Annotated in this window: 20 protein-coding genes and 1 riboswitch; of the genes, 4 read left to right on the top strand and 16 right to left on the bottom strand. The window is 75.0% G+C overall.

Features of this window, described 5'->3' with window-relative positions; translation table 11 throughout:
• Nucleotides 1–2: 2 nt before the first annotated feature.
• The 6 genes from metE to ABIE39_RS14215 form a co-directional block, all read right to left on the bottom strand.
• Complete coding sequence (gene metE, locus ABIE39_RS14240) at nt 3–2,483, bottom strand: 5-methyltetrahydropteroyltriglutamate--homocysteine S-methyltransferase (RefSeq protein ID WP_354052264.1); 2,481 nt, start codon at nt 2,481–2,483, stop codon at nt 3–5.
• A 32-nt stretch (nt 2,484–2,515) separates the two neighbouring features.
• A complete protein-coding gene (locus tag ABIE39_RS14235; protein WP_175009896.1) occupies nt 2,516–3,577 on the bottom strand; it encodes a methylenetetrahydrofolate reductase in 1,062 nt (353 codons plus the stop codon).
• A 5-nt stretch (nt 3,578–3,582) separates the two neighbouring features.
• Nucleotides 3,583–3,685: riboswitch (SAM riboswitch) on the bottom strand.
• A gap of 89 nt (nt 3,686–3,774) precedes the next feature.
• A complete protein-coding gene (locus ABIE39_RS14230; protein WP_175009897.1) occupies nt 3,775–5,298 on the bottom strand; it encodes a sodium:solute symporter family transporter in 1,524 nt (507 codons plus the stop codon).
• Nucleotides 5,295–5,744, bottom strand: coding sequence for a heavy metal transporter (locus tag ABIE39_RS14225; RefSeq protein ID WP_354052261.1), 450 nt, complete (start codon nt 5,742–5,744; stop codon nt 5,295–5,297). Before ABIE39_RS14225 ends, ABIE39_RS14230 begins: the two co-directional genes overlap by 4 nt.
• Nucleotides 5,741–6,604: a LytR/AlgR family response regulator transcription factor gene (locus ABIE39_RS14220; protein WP_255437369.1), complete on the bottom strand. Its 864-nt coding sequence runs from the start codon at nt 6,602–6,604 to the stop codon at nt 5,741–5,743. The genes ABIE39_RS14225 and ABIE39_RS14220 overlap by 4 nt, the downstream gene beginning before the upstream one ends.
• A complete protein-coding gene (locus tag ABIE39_RS14215; protein ID WP_175009899.1) occupies nt 6,601–7,773 on the bottom strand; it encodes a histidine kinase in 1,173 nt (390 codons plus the stop codon). The genes ABIE39_RS14220 and ABIE39_RS14215 overlap by 4 nt, the downstream gene beginning before the upstream one ends.
• An 86-nt stretch (nt 7,774–7,859) precedes the next feature.
• Here ABIE39_RS14215 and ABIE39_RS14210 point away from each other — a divergent pair, with 86 nt between their 5' ends.
• Both ABIE39_RS14210 and ABIE39_RS14205 read left to right on the top strand, forming a co-directional pair.
• The gene (locus ABIE39_RS14210; RefSeq protein WP_255437370.1) at nt 7,860–8,825 is read left to right on the top strand and encodes an ABC transporter substrate-binding protein; all 966 of its coding nucleotides are present in this window, start codon (nt 7,860–7,862) and stop codon (nt 8,823–8,825) included.
• Between the two features lie 67 nt (nt 8,826–8,892).
• Nucleotides 8,893–9,726, top strand: a complete 834-nt coding sequence (locus tag ABIE39_RS14205) for a siderophore-interacting protein (RefSeq protein ID WP_222592430.1) — start codon at nt 8,893–8,895, stop codon at nt 9,724–9,726.
• Here ABIE39_RS14205 and ABIE39_RS14200 read toward each other — a convergent pair.
• On the bottom strand, nt 9,716–10,336 hold the full coding sequence (locus ABIE39_RS14200) for a hypothetical protein (RefSeq protein ID WP_137281297.1): 621 nt from the start codon (nt 10,334–10,336) through the stop codon (nt 9,716–9,718). The genes ABIE39_RS14205 and ABIE39_RS14200 overlap by 11 nt on opposite strands.
• Nucleotides 10,337–10,430: 94 nt before the next feature.
• Here ABIE39_RS14200 and ABIE39_RS14195 point away from each other — a divergent pair, with 94 nt between their 5' ends.
• A complete protein-coding gene (locus tag ABIE39_RS14195) occupies nt 10,431–10,910 on the top strand; it encodes an META domain-containing protein (RefSeq protein WP_354052258.1) in 480 nt (159 codons plus the stop codon).
• 22 nt (nt 10,911–10,932) lie between these two features.
• Here the strand turns inward: ABIE39_RS14195 and ABIE39_RS14190 are convergent, their stop codons facing one another.
• From ABIE39_RS14190 to ABIE39_RS14165, 6 genes are all read right to left on the bottom strand, one after another.
• Entirely contained in the window at nt 10,933–11,211 is a 279-nt protein-coding gene (locus ABIE39_RS14190) for a type II toxin-antitoxin system RelE family toxin (protein WP_034653831.1), read from the bottom strand.
• A complete protein-coding gene (locus tag ABIE39_RS14185) occupies nt 11,208–11,480 on the bottom strand; it encodes a type II toxin-antitoxin system Phd/YefM family antitoxin (protein ID WP_034653834.1) in 273 nt (90 codons plus the stop codon). The genes ABIE39_RS14190 and ABIE39_RS14185 overlap by 4 nt, the downstream gene beginning before the upstream one ends.
• Nucleotides 11,481–11,565: 85 nt before the next feature.
• Nucleotides 11,566–12,084 carry a hypothetical protein gene (locus tag ABIE39_RS14180; protein WP_354052256.1) on the bottom strand — a complete coding sequence of 173 codons (519 nt, stop codon included), beginning with the start codon at nt 12,082–12,084 and terminating at the stop codon, nt 11,566–11,568.
• A gap of 5 nt (nt 12,085–12,089) precedes the next feature.
• Nucleotides 12,090–12,551 (bottom strand): hypothetical protein, encoded by a 462-nt coding sequence (locus ABIE39_RS14175; protein WP_354052254.1) that lies wholly within the window; start codon nt 12,549–12,551, stop codon nt 12,090–12,092.
• An 18-nt stretch (nt 12,552–12,569) separates the two neighbouring features.
• Entirely contained in the window at nt 12,570–12,836 is a 267-nt protein-coding gene (locus ABIE39_RS14170; protein ID WP_354052252.1) for a YbdD/YjiX family protein, read from the bottom strand.
• Nucleotides 12,833–15,130 carry a carbon starvation CstA family protein gene (locus ABIE39_RS14165; protein ID WP_175009904.1) on the bottom strand — a complete coding sequence of 766 codons (2,298 nt, stop codon included), beginning with the start codon at nt 15,128–15,130 and terminating at the stop codon, nt 12,833–12,835. Before ABIE39_RS14165 ends, ABIE39_RS14170 begins: the two co-directional genes overlap by 4 nt.
• A gap of 169 nt (nt 15,131–15,299) precedes the next feature.
• Between ABIE39_RS14165 and ABIE39_RS14160 the strand changes: the two genes are divergently transcribed.
• Entirely contained in the window at nt 15,300–15,881 is a 582-nt protein-coding gene (locus tag ABIE39_RS14160; protein WP_255179940.1) for a GNAT family N-acetyltransferase, read from the top strand.
• On the opposite strand, the gene ABIE39_RS14155 is transcribed toward ABIE39_RS14160, so the two are convergent.
• Genes ABIE39_RS14155 through ABIE39_RS14145 form a run of 3 tightly spaced genes read right to left on the bottom strand, consistent with a single transcriptional unit; the run spans nt 15,841 to nt 18,344 of the window.
• The gene (locus tag ABIE39_RS14155) at nt 15,841–16,443 is read right to left on the bottom strand and encodes a TetR/AcrR family transcriptional regulator (protein ID WP_255437371.1); all 603 of its coding nucleotides are present in this window, start codon (nt 16,441–16,443) and stop codon (nt 15,841–15,843) included. The two genes, ABIE39_RS14160 and ABIE39_RS14155, sit on opposite strands and share 41 nt — an antisense overlap.
• Before the next feature lie 3 nt (nt 16,444–16,446).
• Nucleotides 16,447–17,034 carry a sugar O-acetyltransferase gene (locus ABIE39_RS14150; protein WP_354052250.1) on the bottom strand — a complete coding sequence of 196 codons (588 nt, stop codon included), beginning with the start codon at nt 17,032–17,034 and terminating at the stop codon, nt 16,447–16,449.
• Nucleotides 17,031–18,344: an MFS transporter gene (locus ABIE39_RS14145; RefSeq protein ID WP_354052248.1), complete on the bottom strand. Its 1,314-nt coding sequence runs from the start codon at nt 18,342–18,344 to the stop codon at nt 17,031–17,033. Before ABIE39_RS14145 ends, ABIE39_RS14150 begins: the two co-directional genes overlap by 4 nt.
• Between the last annotated feature and the right edge of the window lie 16 nt (nt 18,345–18,360).

Here is an 18,360-nt window from a genome sequence, read left to right as displayed (position 1 = left end):
GGTCAGCCGAGCGTGGCCCGGACGGCCTTCGCCGCGGTGACGAGGTGCTCGAGCGACGGCACGGTCTCCTCGTAGCGGCGGGTCTTCAGGCCGCAGTCGGGGTTGACCCAGACGACGCGCGGGTCGATCGACTTCACGGCGAGCTCCAGCAGCTCGGTGACCTCCTCCGTCGAGGGCACGCGCGGGCTGTGGATGTCGTAGACGCCCGGCCCGATGCCGCGCGAGTACCCGGCGTCGCGCAGCTCCGGCACGATCTCCATGCGCGAGCGCGCCGCCTCGACCGACGTCACGTCGGCGTCGAGGCCGTCGATCGCGCCGATGACCTCGCCGAACTCCGAGTAGCACAGGTGCGTGTGGATCTGCGTCGCCGCCGCCACGCCCGAGGTCGCGAGCCGGAACGACCCGACGGACCAGTCGAGGTACGCCGGCTGGTCCGCGCGGCGCAGCGGCAGGAGCTCGCGCAGCGCGGGCTCGTCGACCTGGACGATCCCGACGCCGGCGGCCTCGAGGTCCGCGATCTCGTCGCGCAGCGCGAGGCCCACCTGGTTCGCGGTGTCGCCGAGCGGCTGGTCGTCGCGCACGAACGACCACGCGAGGATCGTCACGGGCCCGGTGAGCATGCCCTTGACGGGCTTCTCGGTGAGCGACGCCGTGTACGCGGACCACTCGACCGTGATCGGCGCGGGCCGCGTGACGTCACCCCACAGGATCGGCGGGCGGACGCAGCGCGACCCGTACGACTGGACCCAGCCGTTCGCCGTGACGGCGAACCCGTCGAGGTGCTCCGCGAAGTACTGCACCATGTCGTTGCGCTCGGGCTCGCCGTGCACGAGCACGTCGAGGCCCAGCTCCTCCTGGATCGCGACGACGCGCGCGATCTCCTCGCGCATCGCGGTCGTGTAGTCCGCGTCCGACAGCTCGCCCTTCGTCCACAGCGCGCGGGCGCGGCGGATCTCCGGCGTCTGCGGGAACGAGCCGATCGTCGTCGTGGGCAGCGGCGGCAGGTTCAGGCGCTCCTGCTGCGCGGCCGCACGCTCGGCGTAGTCGCCGCGCGCGAAGTCCGCGTCGGTCAGCGCGGCCGCGCGCTCCCGCACCGCGGGCACGACGACGCCGCTCGCCTCCGCGCGCGACGCCACCGCCGCACGGGACGCCTCGATCTCCTCCGCGACGGCGTCGCGACCCTCCGTGAGGGCCCGGGCGAGCGTCGCGACCTCGCCGACCTTCTGGTCCGCGAACGCGAGCCAGTCGCGCAGGCGCGGGTCGAGCGTCGTGCCCGACGCGGTGCCGGGCTCGGCGAACGTCTCGTCCTCCACGTCGTGCGGCACGTGCAGCAGCGACGTCGACGTGCCGACGGCGACCGCGCCCAGGTGCGCTCCGGTCGGGTACTGCTCGATCAGATCGAGCTTCGCGGCGAGGTCCGCCCGCCACACGTTGTGCCCGTCGATCACGCCGAGGACGAGGGTCTTCGTCCCGAGCCCCTGGGGCAGGCCGTCGGGAAGGTCGGCTGCGACGCCGTCGAGCGCGATCGCCTCGATGTCCGTGTCCGACAGGACGGCCAGGAAGTCGTGATACCGGCCGTCGGGTCCAGGCGAGGTCTCCAGCCGACCGTACGGCGCCGCGACGAGGATGGCGGGCCGCACGTCCTCTGCCGAGCCGGGGATCTCTCCCGACCCGGAGGTCTCCGTGGGGAGCGGGCCCGGGTTCGGCACCGGGCGGAGGTCGGTCGCGAGCGCGCGGTATGCCCTCTCGACCGCTTCGGTGAGCTCCTCGGCGTTCGCCGGGTCGGTGACGAGGATCGGCTCGTCGAGCTGCACCCACGGCGCGCCGGTCGCGGCGAGCGCACGCAGCAGGTCGGCGTAGGCGGCGACGACGTCGTCCAGACGATCGAGCGGCGAGTACCCGGCGGGCGCGTCGTCCGCGGCCTTGGACAGCGCGAGGAACGTCACCGGCCCGACGACGACGGGCCGCGTCACCACACCGGCCTCCTTCGCCTCGACGAACTCGCGCACGACGCGGTCGTCGACGAACCGGATCGGGGTGTCCGGGCCGATCTCGGGCACGAGGTAGTGGTAGTTCGTGTCGAACCACTTGGTCATCTCGAGCGGGGCGTCGTCCCCCTGGCCGCGCGCCACGGTGAAGTAGCCCGCGAGGTCGAGGCGGCCCGCGTCGTCGACCAGCGACGCGAACCGCGACGGCACGGCACCGAGGGACGCGGCGACGTCGAGCACCTGGTCGTAGTAGGAGAACGTGCCGGGGACGGACGCGTCGTCGGCGCCGAGGCCGAGCTCGACGAGGCGGCGCACGGTCGCGAGGCGCAGCCCGCGGGCCGTGGCCTCGAGCTCCTCGGCCGACGTCTTGCCGGCCCAGAACGCCTCGACGGCCTTCTTCAGCTCGCGGCGGCGCCCGATGCGCGGGTAGCCGAGCACGGTCCCGGCGGGGAATCCGACCGGGTTCTGGGTAGGGGAGGGTACGGAAGTGGCCATGATCGAAACCTCTTGCTGGTCCGGAGGACCGGTCAGACGGGCGCGCCGTGCGTGGCGGCGCTCGTCGGGGGCAGGGAGGTGCCGGTGACCCACGGCCCGCTGGCCAGGTCCGGGACGAGCGGGGCGGCGGCGGCGCTGGCGCCGCCCCCGGTCCCGCCCGACCCGCCGCCGAGGTGGACACCCTCGAGCAGGTCAAGAGCGGCGCGGTGCTTGTTGAACGTGTACACGTGCAGACCGGGCGTGCCCGCGTCGAGGACGCGCTGCGCGAGGTCGACCGAGTACGCGATCCCGTAGGCGTGCTGCGCCTCCGGGTCGGGCAGGGCGTCGAGCGCGTCCAGCAGGTGCTGGGGCGCGCGCACGCCCGTGAGCTCCTCGACGCGACGGAGCCGCGCGGGCTCCGTCGTGGGCAGCAGCCCGGCGAGGATGGGGATCGTCACGCCGGCCGCACGGGCCTCGGCGACGAAGTCGGTGTACGACGACGCGTCGTAGAAGAGCTGCGTGATCGCGAAGCTCGCGCCGGCCTGCTGCTTCTGCCACAGGCGGCGCACCTCCTGGGTGCGGGTCGTGCCGGCGGCGGGATTGCCGTCGCAGAACGTCGCGACGGCGATCGTCAGCGGCCGGGCCGCGCCGCGCAGCGCGACGGCCGGGTCGGACGCGCAGCGCGACGCCTCGACCTCGCGCAGCAGGGCGACGAGCTCGGTCGACGACCGGACGCCGTCGGGCGCGGGCTGCCAGTCCGGCTGGTCGCGCGGCGGGTCGCCCCGCAGCGCGAGGAAGCTCCGCACGCCCTCGTCGAGGAAGTCGGTGATGACCGACTCCACGTCCTCGCGCGACGCCCCGACGCACGTGAGGTGCGCGATCGGCAGCACGGGCGTGCCCTGGAGCAGACGTCCGACGACCTGGCGCGCGGTCGCGCGGTCGGTGCCCGCGGCGCCGTACGTCACGGACACGAAGTCGGGGTGCGTCGCGACGAGACGGCGTGCCGTCTCCCAGAACTTCGGGGCCGCGTCCGGTCGGCGCGGGGGCATGAGCTCGAACGACACCGTCGGCCGCGGACGGCCCGGACGGTGCGCGAAGGATGCCTCTGAGGTCATGCGTCACTCCATCGACCCTGGCGTTAGCACCTTTGTCCTCGGGAGGCTTCCGTCGGCGGGTTGCTGCGGTGTCGTCGAGCCAGGACTCTCGACCGCTCTGGATGGTTGCCACGATCCTACGACCCATCCGACATGCGGTCGAGAGCGCCCGCCAGGTGAGATGCGGAGGGTCGTCGGCGCTCCCGGTGCGACGAGTCTCAGGCCCTCCGGCGTTCGGGCACGTGCAGACGGCGGAGGAACCGGTCGGTGCGCAGCGGCGGGCCGCGCCGGTCGAGGAGCGACACGACGACGACGGTCGCCGTCGCGAGCGGGATGGTCCACGCGGCGGGCTGGGCGAGCAGGGCGCGCACGACGCCGGGGACGCCGTCGGCCGTGTCGCCGGACGGGCTCCCGTACCCCGCGGCGACGAGCGCGGACGACGCGAGCAGCGCCGTCGCGCACAGGACGGCGCCCACGACCATGCCCGCCACCGCGCCGCGCGCGGTGAGGCCGCGCCACCACACGCCGAGCAGGATCACGGGGGACAGGGCCGACGCCGCGAAGACGAACACCGTCCCGACGCTCGTCACGAGGCCCTGCGGGATGGTGACGAGCGCGAACGCGAGCGGGATGAGCGTGCACGCGACCGCCGACCAGCGGAAGGACCGCACGGTGCCGCCGAACAGGTCCTGGCTCACGACGCCCGCCAGCGCGACCACGAGCCCCGACGACGTCCCGAGGAACGCGGCGAACGCCCCGGCGACGACGAGCGCGGCGAGGAGCTCGCCGCCGAGCCCGGGCACGAGGCGGGTCGGCAGCGCGAGGACGACGGTGTCCGCCACCCCGGGCGCCGCGAGGTCGGGCGCGACGACCCGCGCCACGAGCCCGAGCGTGCTCGACACCATGTAGAACACGCTGATCATGACGAGCACGACGACGGTCGTGCGGCGGGCCGAGCCGCCGTCGGGCGAGGTGTAGAAGCGCACGAGGACGTGCGGCAGGCCGGTCGTGCCGAGCAGGAGGGCGAGCAGGAGCGAGACGGTGGCGTACGCGTCGAGGCCGCCCGGCCCGGCCTCGTGGGGGAACACGGCGGCGGGGTCGAACGTGACGACGGCGCCGCCGGGCTCGAACGCCCCGCCGAGCGCCATGAGCACGACGACGAGCGGCACCGCGAGGGCGGTGAGCTTGACCCAGAACTGGAACGCCTGGACGAACGTGATGGAGCGCATCCCGCCCGCGGCGACGACGGCGCTCACCACGACCGCGATCCCCACCGAGCCGACCCACGGCGGCACCGGGGCCACGCTCGTGATGACGAGCGCCGCCCCGTGGAGCTGCGGGACCACGTAGAGCCACCCGATGACGAGCACGAGCACGCTCGTCACGCGGCGCGCGACCACGGAGTCGAGCCGGGCGTGCACGAAGTCGGGGATCGTGTACGCGCCGCTGCGCCGCAGGGGGCCCGCGACGAACAGCAGGACGAGCAGGTAGCCCGCCGCGTACCCGACGGGGAACCAGAACGCCTCCGCGCCGGACAGCAGCACGAGGCCCGAGAGCCCGAGGAACGTGCCCGCGGACAGGTACTCGCCGCTGATCGCCGACGCGTTCCAGACCGGCCGCACGGTGCGCGACGCGACGAAGAAGTCGCTCGTGGTGCGCGAGATCCGCAGGCCGTAGAACCCGATGAGCCCGGTCGCGAGCAGGAGCAGCGCGATCGCGACGAGGGGCAGCGCGCTGGTCACGGCGCACCGCCGTCGTCGGGGCCGGGCTCGTCGGGCGTCACTCCCTCGGCGAGCGCGCGGTACCGGCGCTCGTTGCGCGCCGCCGCGACCGCGAAGACGACCGCGAACGCGACGATCACGGGGTAGAAGCCGTACGCGTGCACGAGCCACGGCAGCGGCACGCCGAGCACCACGACGTCGTCCAGCGCGGGCACGCCGCTCATCGTCACCGTGAGCAGCGTGACGACGGCGAGGAACGACGCCACGCACGCCAGCCCGAGCCGGAGCTGGGCCCGGACGAGCCCGCGCGTGTACGCGGTCGCGGCGTCGTCGGGCTCGCCGGCCCGCGCCGTGCCCGACGCCGCGCCGCCCCGCGGGGCGGTGCCCTCGCCGGGGCTCGGGCCCGCGGGGACGTCCGTGGACCGGACGCGCACGCGCGCGTCGCGGCGCGGGTCGGTGCCCGTCACGGCGCACCCCGGTGCGGCCCGAGGAGCGCCTCGCGGACCGCGGGCACCATGCGGCGGCTCACCGGGACCTCGTGCCCGGCGACGACGAGCGCGGGCTGCGCCCCGCCGAACCGCGCCGCGGTCACGGCCGCGCGGTCCACGAGGTACGACCGGTGCACGCGCAGGAACCCCGCGGGCGCCCACCGCTCCTCGAGGTCGGAGAGCGGCTCGCGCACGAGGAACTGCTCGGTGTCCGTCACGAGCCGGGAGTAGTCGCCCTGCGCCTGCACCCACCGCACCGCGCTGCGCCGGACGAGCCGCGTCGTCGTGCCGACCGTCACGACGAGCGTCTCGTCGGCCGGTGCGGCGCCTCCCGCCGGGCCACCGGCCGCGGGCGAGGGAGCGGCGGCGCTGGCGGGCGCCGCCGCGTCGGTCGCGGGGGCGCGCCCCGCCGCGGTGCGCTCCGCGACCCGCTCGACGACGCGGTCGACGGCCCGCGCGAGCCGCTCGCGCCGCACGGGCTTGAGGACGTAGTCGACGGCCTCGACGTCGAACGCCTCCAGCGCGCGCGCCTCGTCGGCGGTGACGAACACGACCGCCGGGCGGTCGGCGAACCGGGAGAGCGCGCGGGCGAGGTCGAGGCCGGTCAGCCCCGGCATGTGGATGTCGAGGAACGCCGCGTCCACCGTGCGCGACGAGAGCTCGCGCAGCGCCTCCGAGCCGCTCGCGACCCCGCGCACGGTGCGCACGCGCGGGTCGCGGCGGAGCAGGCCCACGAGCTCGTCGAGCACGGGCCGCTCGTCGTCGGCGACGAGCACGTCCAGCCCGACGGCGTCCCTCGCCCCGTCCGGGACGCCGCCGGCCGGGTCCGGGGCGGTCACGGCACGCTCACCTCCGTCTCGTGCAGCGGCTGCGACCGCGGGACGCGCAGGCGCACGAGCGTGCCCGAGCCGGGCGCGGTCTCGATGTCGAGCGCGTGGTCGTCGCCGTAGAGCTGGCGCACGCGGGTGTCGACGTTGCGCAGGCCCACGTGCGTCGTGTCGCGCGACGTGAGGAGCTCGCGCACGACGGCCGGGTCCATGCCGACGCCGTCGTCCTCGACCGTGATCTCCGTCTGGGTGCCCTCGTCGCGCGCGGTGATGACGATCGTCCCGCCGTGCTCGCGCGGCTCCAGGCCGTGGCGCACCGCGTTCTCGACAAGGGGCTGCACGGAGAGGAAGGGGATGACGGCCGTCAACGACTCCGGCGCGATCTGCAGGGTGACGGCGAGGCGCTCGCCGAACCGGGCGCGCTCGAGCTCGACGTAGGAGTGGATCGAGCGCAGCTCGTCGGCGAGGGTCGTGAAGTCGCCGCGCCCGCGGAACGAGTAGCGCGTGAAGTCGGCGAAGTCGAGCACGAGGTCGCGCGCCCGCTCGGGGTCGGTGCTGATGAACGACGCGATGGCGCCGAGCGCGTTGTAGACGAAGTGCGGGCTGATCTGGGCGCGCAGCGCGCGGAGCTCGGCCTGGGCGAGCGCCGTGCGCGACGCCTCCAGCTCGGCGAGCTCGAGCTGCGCCGCGCACCACTGCGCCACCTCGCCCGTCGCGCGCACGAGCGGCGGCCGCACGGTGTCGGCGAACGCGACGACGACCCCGGCGACGCGCCCGCCTGCGACGACGGGCGCCCCGACGGCGTCCTCGACGTCGCCGCTCTCGACGTGCCGCCGCCCCGTCGCGAGGACGCGCCCGGCGACGCGCCGCGCGTCGGGCTCGAGCGTCGAGCTCCCGTCGAGGGCGACCGCGCCGTCCGCCGTGACGAGGGCGAGCGCGTCCGCGCCGAGGAGCTGGCGCAGGGAGCGGGCCGCGCGGCCGACGTCGTCGCCGTCGAGGCCGTCGCGCAGGTGCGTCGCGGCGCGCGACGCGAGGTGGAGGGTGCGGAACGTCGCCCGGTCGGAGTCGCTCCCGAGCTCGCGCGATCCGCGCGCGAGCCGCCAGGCGAGCACGAGCCCGAGGGTGAGCAGGACGCCCACGACGAGACCGGCGGCGGCGCCGGCGAACACGGGCCCGGACATGCAGTGATCGTATCCAGCGCGGCGTCACCCACCCCGGTCAGCCGGGTAAGGTAAGGCAGTCCTATCCCACGACGAAGGAACCTCCTGTGCCGATCTCCCGGACCACGTCGAGCCCGCGCGTGCGCCGCAGCGTCACCACCACCGCCCTCGTGCTCGCCGCTACCCTCCTCACGGCGTGCTCGTCCGACCCCGAGCCCGCGGCGACCGGTGCGCCGGCGCCGGCCGACACCGCGGCGGGGTACGCCGTCGAGCACGCGCGGGGGACCGTCGAGCTCGACGCGGCGCCGCAGCGCGTCGTGACGCTCGAGCCCGTCGAGACGGACACCGCCGTCGCGCTCGGCGTCGTCCCCGTGGGTGCCGCCGTGCTGAGCGTCGAGGCGGGCGTGCCCGCGTACCTCGGCGAGGAGGCGCAGGCGATCGAGGTCGTCGGGACCGTCCCCGAGCCGAACCTCGAGGCCATCGCGGCGCTCGAGCCGGACCTCATCCTCGGCACGGAGTCGCGCCACTCCGACCTGTACGACCAGCTCGCGAGCGTCGCGCCGACCGTCTTCATGGCGACCCAGACCGACCCGTGGCAGGAGAACGTGCTGCTCGTCGGCCGCGCGCTCGGCCGCGAGGCGGACGCCCAGGCCCTGCTCGACGCCTACGACGCGCGGTGCGCCCAGCTCCAGGAGGACCACGACGTCTCCGGGACGGCGCAGCTCCTGCGCCCGCGCGACGGCATCGTGTCCGCGTACGGGCCGCGGTCGTTCGCGGGCAGCACGCTCGAGTGCGTCGGGTTCACGACGCCGGCGCAGGAGTGGGGCGAGGACATCTCCGTGGACCTGTCCCCGGAGCGCGTGACCGAGGCCGCCGCCGACCTCGTGCTCGTCTCGGCCGCCGACCCCGACGACGCGTCCGCGATCCCCGCGGAGATCCCGCTCAACGCCGCGTCGTTCCCCGACGTGCGCGTCGTGGACCAGTCGTACTGGATCAGCGGCGTGGGGCCGCTCGGCGGGCAGGCCGTGCTCGACGACGTCGAGCGCTTCCTGCAGGACCGTGCCGGCTCCTGACGGGGCGGCCGCGCCCCCGGCGACGGCCGGGGGCCCGGCCGGGTGCCGGTTCCACCGGTCGCCCAACGTGCTCTTCCCGACGACGGTCGCCCGCGTGCACGAGGTCGGCCCGCGCCTCGTGCGCGTGACGCTCGCCGGGCGGGACCTGGCCGGGTGCGCCGACGTCGGGCTCGACCAGCGCGTGAAGATCCTGCTCCCGGGGCCGGGAGCGGACCGCCTCGCGCGCCGGGCGCGCCTCGCGGACGAGAGCACGTGGCGCCGCGAGTGGTCCGCGCTCGACGACGACGTGCGCCCCGTCATGCGCTCGTACACGCCCGTGGCCGTGCGTCCGGAGGCCGCCGAGGTCGACCTCGACCTGTACCTGCACGAGCCCGCGGGCCCGGCGAGCGCCTGGGCGCGGCGGGCGGCGGGCGGGGACCGCGTCCTGCTGTCCGCGCCGCACGCGCGGTTCGGCGTGACCGACCACGGCACGCAGTGGGATCCGGGCCCCGCCGTCGGGCACGTGCTCCTCGTCGCCGACGAGACCTCCGCGCCCGCGGTGCGCGGGATCCTCGCGAGCCTCGGCCCCGACGTCCGGGCGCACGTGCTCGTCGAGGCCGACGACCCCGCGGACGCCCCGCTCGGGGACGTGCCCGCCACCGTGCGCGTCGAGCACGTGCCCCGCGCGCGACGCCGCGGCGCCGAGCGGGCGGTGCTGGGCGCCGTCCGCGACTGGGTCGCGGAGCGCGGCCGGTCCGCGGCCTCTGCGGGCGACGGGTTCTACGCGTGGTGCGCGACGGAGAGCGCCACGGTCGCGCGCGTGCGGGCCGAGCTCGTGGCGGCGGGCGTGGCGCGGTCGCGCGTGCACGCGCAGGGCTACTGGCACGACCGCGCTCGGCCGGACGCGGCGGTCAGACGATGAGCGCGACCATGACGACGAACGCGACCAGGAAGAACAGCAGCACCCCGAGCCCGACGAACAGGCCCAGCGCGACCGGGTGCGCCTGACGCCACGGCACGAGCCGGGGGTCCATCGCCCGCAGCTGCACGGGCGTGATCGGCTGGTGGATCGGGTTGAGCGGGACGCCGCGGTGCGCGAGGTCGAGCGCGAGGGCCGAGAGCTGGTCGCGGTCCCACATCTGCCCGACGAGCAGGGCCAGGCGCTTCGTCGGCCCCACGACGATGAGGTGGTGCGTCGGCGTCGTGCCCCCGAACCCCATGCTGTCGACCGTGACGACGCGCTCGATCTCGGCGACCGTGAACCGCCGCGGCCGGCCCCACCCCTGGACCGTCACGGACCCGTCGCCGAACGTGACGCGGGAGCGGTCGGTGAAGTGGCGCGCGAGCACGTACGTCAGCGGGATCATCGCGAGCACGACGCACGCGTACCCGACCGCGAGGGCGACGTTGCGCGTGCTGATCCCCAGGGAGACCGCCGTCAGCCCGAGGATCGGCACGAGGATCGCGACGTAGGTGAGGTTGGCGCGCAGCACACGGCGCTTGGCGTCGTCGTCCAGGGTCAGCTCCGTCACGGGCGGCATCGTCCCACGGCACCCCACCCCCGCGCCGGGCGGCCCGCCCGGACGGTCGCTGCAAGGTTCGACCGCCGGGCGACACGATCGAGACATGACCCGACGACGTCCCCCGTGCAGGACGACGGCCCTCCCGGTGCTCGCCGTGGCGCTCCTCGCCTCGTGCGCCGGGCCGGGCGCCGACGCGCCCGCCCGCCCCGGGGAGGCGTCCGGGCCCGTGCACACGACGGCCGCCGAGCCCGTCCCTCTGCCCGACGGCGCAGTGCCCGCCACCGCGGGGGCCCTGGTCGGCCGCTGGCAGCCCGGGACCGACTACGCGACGGACCCGCACGTCGTGCTCGCGGAGGAAGGCACGTGGACCGGGACCGACGGGTGCAACGTCGCGGACGGCACCTGGCGCGTCGGCGCCGAGGGGCGCCTGGTCGTCACCTCGGGCGGGCACACCGAGATCGGCTGCGAGGGCGAGCCGGTGCCGTACCTCCTGGCCCTCTCCTCCCGCGCCGGGCTCGACGGTGACGTGCTCGTGCTCGTCGACCACGACGGCGTCGAGCTCGCGCGGCTGGAACGGGGCTGACTCTCGTGCCGCCCGTCCTGGGCTACCGGTAGGCGTCGGCGCGGTAGGCCATCCGCATCACGGTGACCAGTCGCTGGTCGTCGTCGATGCGGACCAGGACGCGGAACCCGATCCCGACGTACCCGGCGCGCTGGCCGGCGAGCTCGGCCCCGAGCGCTTTCGTCACCCGGTAGGGGTTCGACGCAAGTGGTTCGTCGCAGAAGCGGATCACGGCGTCGGCCAGGCGTGGTGGGAGCTGGTAGAGCATGCGCGCGGCCGGTGGGCTCAGGCGCACCTCCCACCCACCGTCGACGTCGGTCACCGTCGCGAGGCCAGCTGCTCGCGCACCTCAGCGAGGCTCAGGGTGCGGCCCTGCGCCACCGCCTCCTCGGCCTCGGCCATCTCGGCCGCGTGGTCAGGGTCGGACAGCCATGCCAGCGTCTCCATGAGCGTCGCCAGGTCTTCCGGCGCGATCAGCACCGCCGCTGCCTTCCCGTGACGGGTGATCGTCACCGGTTGGTGGGTGCTCTCCACCTCGTCGACCAGGGCGGACAGGTTGGTCTTCGCTTCGCTCATGGGATAGGTCTGCACCCCATGATTCTAGTCTCTATTCAGACTCGAATTCTAGTCTGAAGATGAGGCGCCTTCTCGGTGTCCATCTGGTCGGTACGGGTGCTCAGGAGCCGCGGAAGAGGCGCTTGCGCGACCGCGGGTCGCCGGGGGTGCCGGCCGGCAGGTCGTAGGCGCTCGTCCACACCGGGACGTCGTCGGGCGGGAGCGCCCCGGCGCGGACCGCGGCCTCGTGCAGGTGCCGCGCGACGGCGCCGAAGCTCTCGCGGCACGAGAGCTGGCCCTCGACCAGGGAGAGCGTGACGACGGTGCGGTGCGCGGCGGCGTCGGGCTGGACCGTCGCGACGGCCCGCCCGTGGGAGAAGAACGCCGCCGCACGCGGGGTGACGAGGCGGAGCACGTCGAGGTCGTCGAGGAAGAACGCGCGGGCCGCGCCGCCGACCTCCCACAGCGACGCGCCCTCGCGGTGCGCGACGTCGGACGCCCGCCGCTTCCAGCGCAGCGCGCCGAACGCGGCGGCGACCCATTCGGCCGCTGTCCCGGGGTCGGTCGCGAGCACGAGGGTGCACGCCGAGAACGTCCCCCGCGGCGGGTCGGACGTGATGCGGACGGGAGGGCGGGCCACGCCCGTCACCGTAGCCCGTGGGGGTCGGGCCCCTCGCCGAGGCCGGTGAGCGCCCGCAGCAGCACGTCGTGACCGGACCGGGCGGCCCCGGGCAGCCAGGCGGCGAAGACGGCGCCGAACGCGAGGGGGAGGAGCGCGACGAGCCACGCGACCTCGTTCTGGTAGACGGCGCCGAGCGCCGCGATCCCGCCCGCCGCGGCGAACCAGATCGCGACCAGGACGAGGTCCAGCCCGCTCGGGGCGACCGCTCCCCGGATGCGGACGCCGTCGGGCTCCTCGGTGAGACGGGCGCGCAGCACGCTGTGCCCGCTCGCGTGCGTGCCGGGGGCCCAGCGGCGCGCGACGAGCACGTCGTCGCGCACGCGGACCCGGACCTCCTGCCCGCGCCGGGGGAGCTCCGCGGCGCGCTGCCGGACGTCGGTGGTCGAGACCCGCGGCAGGAGCAGGTCGACGGGGACGCGGAGCACGGCGCCGAGCCTAGGCCGTCAGCAGCAGCGCGACCCCGGGTTGGCGTCCTGCTCGGCGTGCCGCATGCGCCAGAACTCGCGCTCGGTCATGACGACGCCGCCCGGGTGCACCGCGCGCTGGTGCGCGGCGTAGGTCGCGTACGCGTCGTCGCCCATCACCTGCCGCACGTACCAGCGGACGCGGGCCGCGCCGTCGTGCACGCGGGCCCCGGCGGTGCGGAGCCCCGCCACGACGGTCGCGCGGACCGTCGTGGCGGGACCCTGCGTCCCCTGCCGCACCGTCACCGGTGCCCCGTCGCGGCAGGGCGCTTCTCGGGCGGCAGCGCCGCCCACTCCTTCTGGATCGCCTTCTCGGCCTTCGTCGCGAACAGGTCGGCCGGGGCGAACCGGCGGGACGCGACGGGCGGGTCCTCGTGGTTGGCGCCGCCGCCGTCGCGCAGCGCCTTCGCGGTCACGAGGACCGACGCGACGATGACGACGATCGCGAGGACGACGAACACGATCGAGAGCGTGCCCTGGACGAACGTGTTGCGGACGACCGCCTCCATGGCCTCGACCGAGCCGGCCGTGCCGAACGACGTCTCGCCGGCGGCGAGCGCGTCCTTGAACGCGTTGTGGTTGGCCCAGTACCCGACCGCGGGGACGGGGGAGAAGATCTTCTCGATCGACGCCCAGATGGTGATGACCGCGGTGAACGCGAGCGGCGCCGCGACGATCCACAGCCAGCGCTGGTAGCTGCGCCCGCGCTTGGCGACGATCGCCAGCACGACGGCGAGCGCGATGGCCGCGAGGAGCTGGTTCGCGATGCCGAACAGCGGGAAGAACGTGTTGATCCCGCCGAGCGGGTCGGTGACGCCGAGGTAGAGGATGCTGCCCCACCCGGCGACCATGATCGCGGTGCACAACCACACGCCCGGCCGCCACGTCACGTCGCGGAACCTCGGCGACACGTTGCCGAGCGTGTCCTGGAGCATGAAGCGCGCGACGCGCGTGCCGGCGTCGACGGCGGTGAGGATGAACAGCGCCTCGAACATGATGGCGAAGTGGTACCAGAAGCCCATCATCGCGGTGCCGCCCACGAGCTGCTGCATGATGTGCGCGAGGCCGAGAGCGAGCGTCGGGGCGCCGCCCGTGCGGGACACGATCGACGGCTCGCCGACGGCCTCCGCGGTGGACGTGAGCATGTCCGGCGTGAGGTGGACGCCCATGAGGCCGAGCCCGTTGACGAACGCGACCGCGCCCTCGACCGTGCCGCCCGTGGCGGCGGCGGACGAGTTCATCGCGAAGTAGATGCCGCGGTCGATGGAGATCGCGGCGACGAGCGCCATGATCGCGACGAACGACTCCATGAGCATGCCGCCGTAGCCGATGAAGCGCGTCTGGCGCTCCTTCTCGACGAGCTTCGGCGTCGTGCCCGACGCGATGAGCGCGTGGAAGCCGGACAACGCACCGCACGCGATCGTGACGAAGAGGAAGGGGAACAACGCCCCGGACACGACCGGGCCCGTCTCGCCGCTCGCGAACTCGCTGATCGCGGGCACCGTGATCTCGGGCCGCACGACGATCACCGCGACCGCGAGGACGACGATGACGCCGACCTTCATGAACGTCGAGAGGTAGTCGCGGGGCGCGAGCAGGAGCCACACGGGCAGGACGGCGGCGACGAAGCCGTACACGATGACGCCGACCGCGATGGTCGTGCGGTCGAGGTGGAAGAGCTCGGCGCCCCAGGCGGTGTCCGCGATCCAGCCGCCGCCGACGATCGCGGCGAGCAGCAGGACGAAGCCGATGACCGAGACCTCGGTGATCTTCCCGGGCCGGACGTACCGCAGGTACACGCCCATGAACAGCGCGATGGGGATCGTCATCGACACGGAGAACACGCCCCACGGGCTCTCGCCGAGCGCGTTGACGACCACGAGCGCGAGGATCGCGACGATGATGATCATGATGAGCAGCGACGCGACGATCGCGGCGGTGCCGCCCACGCGGCCGAGCTCCTGGCGCGCCATCTGGCCGATGGTCCGCCCGCCGCGGCGCATGGAGAAGAACAGGACGAGGTAGTCCTGCACCGCACCGGCGAGCACGACGCCGACGATGATCCAGATCGTGCCGGGCAGGTAGCCCATCTGGGCGGCGAGCACCGGGCCGACGAGCGGGCCCGCCCCGGCGATCGCGGCGAAGTGGTGGCCGAACAGCACGTGCCGGTCGGTCGGGACGTAGTCCTTGCCGTCCTCGCGCGCCTCGGCGGGCGTGGCGCGGCGGTCGTCGGGGCGCGTGATGTAGCGCTCGATGACCTTGGAGTAGAAGCGGTACCCGATGAGGTACGTGCACACGGCGGCGAACACGAACCAGATCGCGTTCACGGTCTCGCCGCGGACGACCGCGAGCATGACCCACGCGATGCCGCCGAGCAGCGAGATCGCGGCCCAGAGGGCGATCTTCTGCGGCGTCCAGCGGGTGCGCGCCTGTGCTCCGGGAAGCTCCTCGGGCACCGCGGTGGGGGGCAGGGACGGGTCCGGCACGATCTCCGGGTCGTCGTCCGCGGCGTTCCGCGCCGCGCGGGTGTCTGTCGTCATCGAGCCTCTCCAGGGTCGCGTCGTTGCGGTCCGACCACGGAAGGCTAGGAACCGCGGCGGACCGTGATCCACGTCACGACGGCAGGCGGTCGAGGTGTGCGACGAACGGTGGTCGGTGTGCGACGAGCGGCGCAGGAAGAAGGTTGCGCGCGGCTCGTAGCCTGGGGCGGTGCAGACGCTGACGACGCCCCGACTGACCCTCCGCCCCTGGCAGCCCGACGACGCCGACGCCGTCCTCGACATCTACTCCCGCTGGGACGTGATGCGGTACGTCGGGACGACGCCGCGCGTCCTGGAGCACCGGGACGAGGCGCTCGCGCGGGTCGCCGCGTGGGCCGAGGTCGACGACGGCACGCACGGCGTCTGGGCGGTCGTCCCGCGCGAGGACGACGGCGCCGGTCTGCCCGACGGCGTGCCGGTGGGGACGATCCTGCTCAAGTCGATCCCGGCGTCGGGCACGGGGGACCCGTTGCAGCCCTCCGGCGACACGGAGATCGGGTGGCACTTCCACCCCGACGCGTGGGGCCGCGGGTACGCGTCGGAGGCGGCCTCGGCCGTCCTCGCGCACGCGTTCGCGCGGGGTCTCGACCGGGTCGTCGCGGTGACGCACCCCGACAACGCGGCGTCCCAGGCGGTCTGCCGGCGGATCGGCATGACCCCCCGCGGCAGGACGGACGCGTACTACGGCGTGACGTGCGAGCTGTTCGACGTCACCGCGACGGAGGGGGCGCGGGCGGCCCGACCTGCGTGAGGCGGCGGACCGCGCCGAGGACGTCGACGTCGTCGTGCGGCTCGGTGTCGAGGGCGCGGTGGATCGTCATGCCCTCGATGAACGCGTCGAGCACGCGGCACGTCGCGGGGTCGAAGTGGCGGCCCAGCGCGGCGCGGCTGCGGCGCATCCAGTCGTTGGTGAGCGTCCGGTAGGCCGGGTCCCGCGCCGCCAGCGTGTAGAGCTCGTGCGACAGGACGAGGTCGCGCTGCGTCGCGAAGACGTCGTGCGTGATGAGGGTCGTGACGGCCTGGACGGCCTCCTCGGGCGTGCGCGCGTCACCCATGCGGCGCTCGAACTGAGCGGCGGCCTCGTGCGTGAAGCGGTCGAACGCCTCGCGCAGCAGGTCGTCCCTCCCGGCGAAGTGGTACGTCATGGAGCCCAGCGGGACGTCGGCCGCCGCCGCGACGCGCCGGTGCGAGGTCCCTTCGACCCCGTGCTCCGCGATCACGTCGAGGCACGCGTCGATGATGCGGTCGCGGCGCTCCGGGTCGTGGCGGCGCGCGCGGCCCGTCGGGCCGGGAGGCACGGGGGTCTCGGTCACGGCTCAGATGTTCTCGCGGATCACGCGCGCCGGGTTGCCGACGGCCACGACGTTCGCGGGCAGGTCGCGCGTGACGACGGAGCCCGCACCCACGACGGTGTTGTCGCCGATCGTCACGCCCGGGCACACGATGACGCCGCCGCCGAGCCACACGTTGTCGCCGAGCGTGATGGGCTCGGCGGCCTCGAGCTTGTCGCGCCGCGGCTGGGGGTCGACGGGGTGCGTGGGGGTGAGGAGCTGGACGTTGGGGCCGATGAGGCAGTCGTCGCCGACGGTGATCGCCGCGACGTCGAGCGCGGTGAGCCCGGAGTTGACGAAGGTCCGGTCGCCGAGGTGCACGTTGCTGCCGAAGTCGACCGCGAGCGGGGGCTTCACCGACGCGCCCTCGCCGAGCGAGCCGAGCAGGTCGGTGAGGATCTCGCGGGCGCCGTCGTCGTCGCCGTCGAGCACCGCCCGGTGGTAGGCGTCGACGAGGCGCAGGCCGCGGTGGACGCCGCGCGCGATCTCCGGGTCGTCGGCGACGTACAGGTCGCCCGCGGCCATGCGCTCGTAGCTGGTGCGGTCGTCGCCGGCGAAGTAGTCGGTGGTCATGCGCGGGTCTCCTGGGTCTCGGGGGTGCGGTCGTGCGGGACGGGGTGGTGGGACGGAGTGGTGGTGCGGCGTGGGGCGAGGACGCCGGCGAGCAGCACGACGACGACGCCCGCGAGCGGGAGCACGAGCAGGCCGGTCCGCAGGCTCGTGGCGTCGGCGACGAGCCCGACGATCGGCGGCGACAGGAGGAAGCCGAGCCGCATGAGCCACGAGACGAGCGTGAGGCCGGTGCCGGCGCGCAGCCCGGGGAGCTCGTCCGCCTGCTGCATCGCGGCCGGGACGAGGGTCGCGACGCCGAACCCGGCGGCGGCGAACCCGGCGATGGTGCCGGGCACGGAGGGGATCGCGAGCGCGAGGCCCGTACCGAGCGCGACGAGCGCACCCCCGGTCCGCGCGACGGCGCGCTGGCCGAAGCGGTCCACGAGGCGGTCCCCGACGAGGCGCCCGACGAACTGGGCGCCGACGAGCGCGACGAAGCCGGCGGCAGCGATCGTCGCGGGGGCGCCGAGCGACCCGGACAGGTAGACCGCGGCCCACGTGCTGCCCGCGTCCTCGACGAGGGTGCCCGCGACGGCGACGAGCACGAGCGCGGCGAGGACGGCGGCCGTGCGGCCCCGGGACGCGCGCGCGAGGGCCGCTCCGGCCCCTGCGGGCTCCGCGCTCGCCGGGGCGCCGGCCGCCGCACCCGCCTCGGCCTCGGCCGGGACGGCGTCGGGCGCCTCGCCGTCGAGCCCGGGCAGGCACCAGCGCAGCGCGACGAGCGCGACCACCGCGAAGAGGGCGCCCGTGATCGCGAGGTGGACGCCGAGGGGCAGGCCGAGCGCGATGGCGGCGGCCGCCATGCCCCCGCCGACGACGGCGCCGACCGACCACAGCGCGTGGAAGCCGTTGATGATCGAACGGCCGTAGCGGCGCTGGACGCGCAGCCCGTGCGCGTTCTGCGCGACGTCCGTGAACGCGTCCATCGCTCCCGCCGCGAACAGCGCGACGACGAGCAGCGGCAGGGCGGGCGCCAGGCCCGCGAGCAGCAGCCCGGCCGCGGTGAGCACGGTGCCCGCGACCGCGACGCGCGCCGAGCCGAACCGGCGGACGAGCGCCGCGGCCGCGAGCCCGGCGGTGATGGCTCCCGCGGGGAACGCTGCGACGGCGAGCCCGTACGTCGCGTTGCCCAGGTCGAGCCCGGCCTTGATCTCGGGGTAGCGCGGCACGAGGTTCGCGAACAGCGCGCCGTTCGTGAGGAACAGCGCGGCGACGGCGACCCGCGCGCGCCGGACGTCCGGCGCCGGGCGCGCGAGGGTGGGGGAGGGCATGCGGACGATCGTACAC

The sequence above is a fragment of the Cellulosimicrobium sp. 4261 genome (genome assembly GCF_040546915.1).
In the GTDB taxonomy this organism is placed as follows: domain Bacteria; phylum Actinomycetota; class Actinomycetes; order Actinomycetales; family Cellulomonadaceae; genus Cellulosimicrobium; species Cellulosimicrobium cinnabarinum.
The sequence above is the reverse complement of the archived record's forward strand: the minus strand, read 5'-3'. Positions and strand labels throughout refer to the sequence as shown.